General features: G+C 62.9%; 6 protein-coding genes. 3 read left to right on the top strand and 3 right to left on the bottom strand.

Going from position 1 to position 4,412, the window contains the following annotated elements; translation table 11 throughout:
• From EOC06_RS33300 to EOC06_RS33290, 3 genes are all read right to left on the bottom strand, one after another.
• On the bottom strand, positions 1-570 hold a 570-nt coding region (locus EOC06_RS33300; RefSeq protein WP_164898882.1), incomplete at its 3' end, for a LysE family translocator.
• Positions 571-606: 36 nt separating this feature from the next.
• Positions 607-1,020 carry a hypothetical protein gene (locus tag EOC06_RS33295; RefSeq protein ID WP_306462371.1) on the bottom strand — a complete coding sequence of 138 codons (414 nt, stop codon included), beginning with the start codon at positions 1,018-1,020 and terminating at the stop codon, positions 607-609.
• The gene (locus EOC06_RS33290; protein WP_127269900.1) at positions 1,013-1,249 is read right to left on the bottom strand and encodes a type II toxin-antitoxin system Phd/YefM family antitoxin; all 237 of its coding nucleotides are present in this window, start codon (positions 1,247-1,249) and stop codon (positions 1,013-1,015) included. Before EOC06_RS33290 ends, EOC06_RS33295 begins: the two co-directional genes overlap by 8 nt.
• 149 nt (positions 1,250-1,398) lie before the next feature.
• Between EOC06_RS33290 and rfaD the strand changes: the two genes are divergently transcribed.
• Genes rfaD through waaC form a run of 3 tightly spaced genes read left to right on the top strand, consistent with a single transcriptional unit; the run spans position 1,399 to position 4,333 of the window.
• Positions 1,399-2,367, top strand: a complete 969-nt coding sequence (rfaD, locus tag EOC06_RS33285) for an ADP-glyceromanno-heptose 6-epimerase (protein ID WP_128309789.1) — start codon at positions 1,399-1,401, stop codon at positions 2,365-2,367.
• A complete protein-coding gene (gene waaF / locus EOC06_RS33280) occupies positions 2,340-3,347 on the top strand; it encodes a lipopolysaccharide heptosyltransferase II (RefSeq protein ID WP_128309788.1) in 1,008 nt (335 codons plus the stop codon). Before rfaD ends, waaF begins: the two co-directional genes overlap by 28 nt.
• Complete coding sequence (gene waaC, locus EOC06_RS33275) at positions 3,344-4,333, top strand: lipopolysaccharide heptosyltransferase I (RefSeq protein WP_128309787.1); 990 nt, start codon at positions 3,344-3,346, stop codon at positions 4,331-4,333. Before waaF ends, waaC begins: the two co-directional genes overlap by 4 nt.
• Positions 4,334-4,412: the final 79 nt, after the last annotated feature.

The following is a 4,412-nucleotide window of genomic DNA, read 5'->3' as shown; positions in this document are numbered from 1 at the left end:
CATCAGCCGCTGTGCGCGGCTCGAACGCCGCAAACGGCCGATCACGGCGCCCGCCAGGAACACACAGACGATATCGGCCGAGGAGAACATCAGATTGACGATCGTGCCGAGCACGACGAACTGCAGCCAGACCGGAAACGCCGCCGAGGCGTCGATGAATTGCGGCAGGAACGCCATGAAGAAGATCGCTGTCTTCGGATTGAGCACCTCGACGGTGATGCTCTCGAAAAAGGCGCGCCGCGCCGATTTGCGCTCGATCGCAGGCAGCGCCGCATCGCCCTCCACGCGCTTGCGAAACAGCGAGACGCCAAGCCAGATCAGATAGAGCGCGCCGACCAGCTTGACCGCCAGGTAGAGCGTCGGCACGGCATGAAACAGCACCGACAGCCCGGCAGCCGCTGCGAAAACATGCACGTAGCCGCCCAGATGAATGCCAAGTGCCGCCGTCAGGCCAGACCAGCGGCCGCGCGCCATCGTCTGCGCGGCCGCATAGAGCATGGCCGGGCCTGGAATGTAGGCGAAAATCGCCGTGGTGGCGAAAAACGCGATGAGCAGTTCGGTCGATGGCATTTTTGGTCCCTCACGATCGTGCTCTGTTCTGTCGATTCAGTCCGCGCGCGGGATGGCTTTGGACTGACCCGTGCGGACAACCGCAGTAAAAGCGAACATAATTTTCTTGTGAAATGACGGGCTGAACGCGCCGATTCGCGCACCCGGCTCGAAATAGGCCGACGCTTCCAGGATATCATGATTGTACTCATCGACCATGACCCAAAGGGGCATAGGGTCGAGGCCCGCACGGTGGCGTTCAATTTCCGGGATGCTAACGGCAACGCGATCACGGCCCGGCTGCGTGGAAGTGATTGCAAGGATGAAGAGGTTCGTACCGCCGGCTTTCCCAGGAACGACAGCCACAAAGGCCACAGGCCGTGACTTCCGGCCTTCGGTCTCGCCGTCTCCGTGTTGACGATGCCAAAGATATGGATATCGCCAGACGTCCGCAGCGGCGGGTTTAATCACGGTCCAATTCCGCGGCGTACTCCTCGAGCATCTCGACATGTTCGGTCGGGGCATCCTCCGCAGCGTAGACGCGGCGGCTGTCGTTGCCGAAGCGCGCTTCGTAGGTCTCGATGCTCATCAGGACGTATCTCGGCTTGTTGTGGCGAGTGATGGAGACCGGCTGCTGGCTGGCAGCTGCAAGCACATCTCCAAGATTCTGTTTCAGATCGGTCGATGGATAGTTTTTCATGGGACACCCTGTTTTGTCCATAATAGACAAAACAGACAAAACAGACAAGCGCATAAAAGTGGCAGGACAGGCGCATGCGCCTGGCTTTGTCGACAGCCCGCCTAGCCTCCCCTATAAGGACCGGAATCGCAAGCAACCAGAGGCCCTTCATGATCATCGTCACGGGCGGCGCCGGCATGATCGGCTCCAACATCGTCGCCGCGCTGAATGCCGAAGGGCATGACGACATCCTGGTCGTCGACGACCTTACCGACGGTCACAAGATCGCCAATCTTGCCGATCTCAAGATCGCCGACTATCTCGACAAGAACGATTTCCTGGACCGCATGGAGGCCGGCTCGCTCGGCCGCATCGAGGCCGTGTTCCACCAGGGCGCCTGCTCGACCACCACCGAATGGAACGGCAAATTCATGATGGAGGTGAATTACGCCTTCTCGAAACGGCTGCTGCATGCAAGCCAGGCGTTGCGCGTGCCTTTCCTTTATGCCTCCTCGGCTTCCGTCTATGGCAGCGGCTCGGAGTTTCGCGAGGATCCCGCGCTCGAGCGGCCGCTCAACGTGTACGCCTATTCCAAGAAGCTGTTCGACGACTACGTCAGGCGAACCGTGTTCGCCGGGCGCACCGCCTTCGATACCGACCATTCACAGGTCGTGGGCTTGCGCTACTTCAACGTCTATGGCCCGCGCGAGGCGCACAAGGGCGCCATGGCCTCCGTCGCCTTCCATCTGTTCAACCAGGTCGAGCGAGGCGAGAACCCGAAACTGTTCGGCGCCTATGACGGGTTCGGACCCGGCGAACAAAGCCGTGACTTCATCCATGTCGGCGATGTCGCCGACGTCAATCTGTGGCTGTGGAAACGGGGCTCAAGCGGCATCTTCAATTGCGGCACCGGCCGTGCCCAGCCCTTCCGCGCCATAGCCGAAACGGTGATCGACACGTTGGGTAAAGGCGAGATTGAATTCATCCCCTTTCCCGACCATCTCAAGGGCAGCTACCAGAGCTTTACGCAAGCTGATATGTCCCGTTTGCGCGCGGCCGGTTATAACGGCCAATTCCGGACAGTGGAAACCGGTGTCAGAGACTATGTCGAATGGCTGAAAGCCCAACGATCCTCGTGATCGGCCCACGCTGGGTGGGCGACATGGTGATGGCGCAGTGCCTGTTTTCGGCGCTGAAGGAGTTGCATCCCAACGCCGCTATCGATGTGCTGGCGCCGGCCTGGGCAGCACCCCTGGTCAAGCGCATGCCCGAAATCCGCCAGCAGATCGACTTTCCGCTCAAACCCGGCGCGCTCGAATTCACCCATCGCCGCCGCTTCGGCCGGCTGCTGCGCGGCCGCTACGACACGGCCTATATCCTGCCGGGCAGCTGGAAGTCGGCGCTGATCCCGTTCTTTGCCCGTATTCCGCGCCGTGTCGGCAATTTGCGCGAGATGCGCTATGGCCTGTTGACCGACATCGTGCCATTGCCCGACAGCATCAAACGACGCACCGCGCAGGCCTATTTCGGCCTTGCCCAGGGCGGTAGTTTCCGGGCGCCACGGCTTAGCGTGGACACGAAAAACCAGGTCGACCTGCTCGGCCGTTTCGGGCTGGCGCCGCAGAAATTCGTGGCCTTGATGCCCGGCGCCGAATTCGGCCCGGCCAAGCGCTGGCCCAGCGAAAGCTATGCCGGGCTTGCCCACGATTTCATGGGCAAAGGCTTGAAGGTTGCTCTGTTTGGCTCGAAGAACGACCGCGACGTGACGGCGGAGATCGCGGCCCTGGCCCCCGGCGTCGTAGATCTCGCCGGACAGACGCGGCTGGAGGACGCCATCGATCTGATATCAGCCGCAAGGCTGGCCGTGTCCAACGACAGCGGGCTGATGCATGTCGCGGCCGCCGTCGGCACGCCGATCGTCGCCGTCTACGGCTCGACCTCGCCTGAGAACACGCCGCCGCTGGGGGAACGCCGCGAGTTGGTCTGGCTTGGCCTGTCGTGCTCGCCCTGCCACCAGAAGGTCTGCCCGCTCGGCCACCTCAACTGCCTGAAGACGCTGGAAGTCGGCCAAGTCGCGGCAGCGGCGGACCGGCTGCTGGACATCCCGGCAGCGGCATGAAGGTGCTGATCGTCAAGACGTCGTCGATGGGCGATGTCATTCACACCTTTCCGGCCGTCGAGGATGCCCGTTGCCACCGCCCGGACCTGTCCTTCGACTGGTGCGTCGAAGAGGCATTTGCCGGTATCGCCGCGCTTCACCCGGCGATCGACAGTATCCACACGGTGGCGATCCGGCGCTGGCGCAAGGCGCTGCTCGATAGCGGCACCTGGCGCGAGGCGGCCGCCCTGCGCCGCACCTTGCGAGATTGCCGCTACGACCTCGTCATCGATGCGCAAGGCCTCCTGAAATCGGCTCTGGTGGCAAGGCAGGCCGGCGCCCCCATTGCCGGCTTCGACCGTTCGAGCGCGCGCGAACCTTCTGCGACGCTGTTCTACGATGCCACTTATCCCGTGCCGCGCGACCTGCACGCCATCGAACGGATACGGCGGCTGTTCGGGCTGGCACTCGGCTATCAGCCTGATCTTTCGACCCTGGACTCCGGCATCGTGCCGCCCGCCGGCACTCTGGCGGGCATCGCCGGAAAAACCGCCTTCCTGCTGCACGGCACCAGCCGCGAAGACAAGAAATGGCCGGCCGAAGACTGGATTGAAACCGCGCGCCTCCTGATTGAGCGGGGGATAACGCCGGTCACGACCTGGTCGAACGAGCGCGAGAAGGCCGTGGCCGAAGCCATTGCCAAGGCAGTGCCATCGACAGTTGTGGTGCCAAAGTCACCGCTGGCCGACATCGCTGCGTTCATCGGCCGCTCGGAACTGGTCATCGGCGCCGACACCGGGCTGACCCATCTCGCCAGCGCCTTCGGCCTGCCAACGGTTGCGGTGTTCCTGGCGACCGAGCCCGGGTTGACGGGTCCGCGCGGGCAATATGCGTCGACGCTTTTGGCAGTGCCCGGGAAGCGTGTGATGCCGGCGGAGGTGGTGGCGGAGGCAGAGAGGCTGGCGGGACTCCAGGTCCTTGGCAAGGCCAACGCTGGCAAGAATTGACGTCAATCGGAAAGGCTGGCGCTGCCCCTCATCCGCCTGCCGGCACCTTCTCCCCGTATAACGACGGGGAGAAGAGAGC

The organism is Mesorhizobium sp. M7A.F.Ca.MR.362.00.0.0, assembly GCF_004023175.1.
Taxonomy (GTDB): domain Bacteria; phylum Pseudomonadota; class Alphaproteobacteria; order Rhizobiales; family Rhizobiaceae; genus Mesorhizobium.
This window is presented reverse-complemented; position numbering and strand designations above follow the sequence as displayed.